Below are 2,639 nucleotides of genomic sequence, written 5' to 3' on the forward strand. Positions count from 1 at the left end.
TTGCGGATTTCGGTGAACGTGACCGATCATTTCGCTAACTCGTGACCGGTGTTTCCAGCCCGGTTGCGCGGGATTTGAATTGTAGCCGCATCGGTCACGATGCGGCTTCTTCCTCCGTGTTTTTCCGCCGCAGTGACTCGCCTTTCATCACGATGCGATAGGCGTTGTGCACCAGGCGATCAAGCAAGGCGTCGGCCAGCGTGGGGTCGTTGATCCAGCCATGCCAGTGATCAACGGGGAGCTGGCTGGTCAGGATGGTGGAGCGGGTGCCGGCGCGGTCGTCGATCACTTCCAGCAGGTCATGCCGGGCATTGTCTTCCAGCGGAGCCAGGCCCCAGTCGTCCAAAAGCAAGACATCGACCTTGGCCAGCTGTTGCAGGGTGCGCCCGAAGCTACCGTCGCCGTGGGCGATGCGCAGTTGCTCCAGCAGGCGCGGGGTGCGCAGGTACAGTGCGCTGTAGCCCTGGCGGCAGGCCTGGTGGCCCAGCGCGCAGGCGAGCCAGGTCTTGCCGACGCCGGTCGGGCCGGTCAGCAGCAGGTTGTGCTTTTGGCGGAGCCACTCGCCGCCGGCCAAGGTCGCGATCAGGCGCTCGTCCAGCGCGCGGCCACGGCGGCGGTCGAGGTCTTCCAGGCAGGCGCCGGCGTACTTGAGCTTGGCCTGTTTGCGCAGCCGCTCCAGGCGCTTGTCGTCGCGCCAGGCCAGTTCGCGGTCGAGCAGCAGGCCCAGGCGTTCATCGAAGCTCAGGCTATGGCTGGCCGGCAGCGTCCACTGCTCTTCCAGCGCGCGGGCCATGCCGCCCAGCCGCAGTTGGTGCAACTGGCTCAGGGTATGTTGGGTCATCATCGAACAGCTCCTCTTGGGTGTAGTAATCGGCGCCACGGACGTTCTCGTGGCTGCTGGGTTGCGCTGCCGGCGTCGCGGGCTTGGGCAGTGGTTGTTGGTCGAGCCCTTGCTTGAGCAGGTTGCGCACGGTGCGGCCGTTGAGTGCCCGCAGCTGCACGGCGCGGCTCGCCGCCGCCTCCAGGCGCGCGTTACCGTACTGGCGGGCCAGCGAGAGCAGGCCCAGGCAGGCGCGATAGCCCATCTCCGGGTGCGGTTTGTGGGTCAGTTGGTACTCGACGATCTGCCGGGCGTGCGGGCCGATTCGCTCGCCCCAGTCGAGCAGGCGCTGCGGCGTCCACTCGCGATGCGCCTTGTGCGACGCCGGCATGTGTTCGCTCTGGGTGCTGTAGGCACCGCGCCGCTGAAGCCGCAGGTGGCTGGCGACCCGCCGGTTGCCGTGCAGGACTTCCACGGTATGCGCGCTCAGCCGCACATCGACGCTCTGCCGGGCCAAGGCCGAGGGCACGCTGTAGAAGCCGCCGTTCACTTCGATGTGGTAGTCGATGTTGACCTTGCAGCGCTTGAAGGTCACCACCTCGTAGGGATGTAGCGGCAACGGCCGCAGCACCGGTTGATCGAGCCGCTCGAACCACTCCCGGCGGCAGCCATCGAGCTTCTTGAACGGGCGCTGGTTCAAGTCCTCCAGCAGCTCGGCAATCGCCTGGTTGAGCGCGTGCAGGCTGAAGAACTGCTGGTGCCGCAGCCGCGCCATGATCCAGCGCTCGACGATCTGCACCGCCACCTCGGCCTTGGCCTTGTCCTGCGGCTTACGCGGCCGCGCCGGCAGCATCACCGTGTCGTAATGCCGGGCACATTCCAGCGCGGCCCGGTTCAAGCCCGGCTCGTAGCGATCGGGATGGGCGATCAGGGCGCGCGGGTTATCCGGCACGACCATCTCGCTGACGCCGCCCAGGTAACTGAACGCCTGACCCAGCGCGGTCAGCCAGTCCACCTGGGTTTCCCCGGGCGTGGCGCAGGCATAGGTGTAGTTCGAGGCCCCCAGCGCCGCGACGAAGATATGCGCCCGGCTGATCTCGCCGGTGGCCGGGTCGATCACCGGCAGCGTCGGACCGGCGTAGTCGATGAACAACTTCTCACCAGCCCGGTGCTGTTGACGCATCGACCGTTTGAGGGTGCTGGCATAGCGGCGGTAGTGCTCGACGAACTGGGTATAGCGGTAGGTCGGCTGCTCGGGATGGGCGGCGATGTACTCTTCCCACAGCAGTTGCAGGGTGACGCCCTTGCGCCGCAGTTCCCGGTGGATAGTGATCAGGTCCGGCAGCACCCGCTCGCCGCGGGCCTGGCGCACCTTGGCGGCAGGCAACAGTGCCGCCGCCAGCGCCACCTCATCCAGCGCGGCCAGCGCCGGCCACCCCAAGCCTGTTTCGCTGGCCGCCGTGACGTACTTGCTAACGACGCCCTTGGACAGCTGCAAGGCCCGGGCAATCTTCTCGTGAGAGAGGCCTCCCTCGAACTTGAGACGCAAACATTCTTTGATATTACGCATGGCTACTCGCTGCGCCGACATCCCACTACTCCCCAAAAACAGGCGAGGGTGACGGTCGCGTCAGGTCATGCGCAACGGGGTGAAAGTATTTCGCTAAGCCGTGACCGACGATTTCGGTAAGTCGTGACCGCCTGTTTCGGAGCAGGCTGAAAATCGGTCACGTTGATAGCGAAATGAGCGGTCACGCGTTAGCGAAATGGCCGGTCACGATCTACCGAAACGGCCGGTCACGACGGGCCGAAATACGCA

The 2,639-nt window shown here is 65.8% G+C and carries 2 protein-coding genes; both read right to left on the reverse strand.

The features are described from left to right. Positions 1–94: 94 nt before the first annotated feature. Complete coding sequence (gene istB, locus NA637_RS24560; RefSeq protein WP_256075141.1) at positions 95–844, reverse strand: IS21-like element helper ATPase IstB; 750 nt, start codon at positions 842–844, stop codon at positions 95–97. Beyond that, positions 747–2,411, reverse strand: a complete 1,665-nt coding sequence (gene istA, locus NA637_RS24565) for an IS21 family transposase (protein WP_256075143.1) — start codon at positions 2,409–2,411, stop codon at positions 747–749. The genes istB and istA overlap by 98 nt, the downstream gene beginning before the upstream one ends. Positions 2,412–2,639: the final 228 nt, after the last annotated feature.

Origin of the sequence: Stutzerimonas stutzeri, assembly GCF_024448935.1 — a bacterium.
In the GTDB taxonomy this organism is placed as follows: Bacteria; Pseudomonadota; Gammaproteobacteria; order Pseudomonadales; family Pseudomonadaceae; genus Stutzerimonas; species Stutzerimonas stutzeri_AO.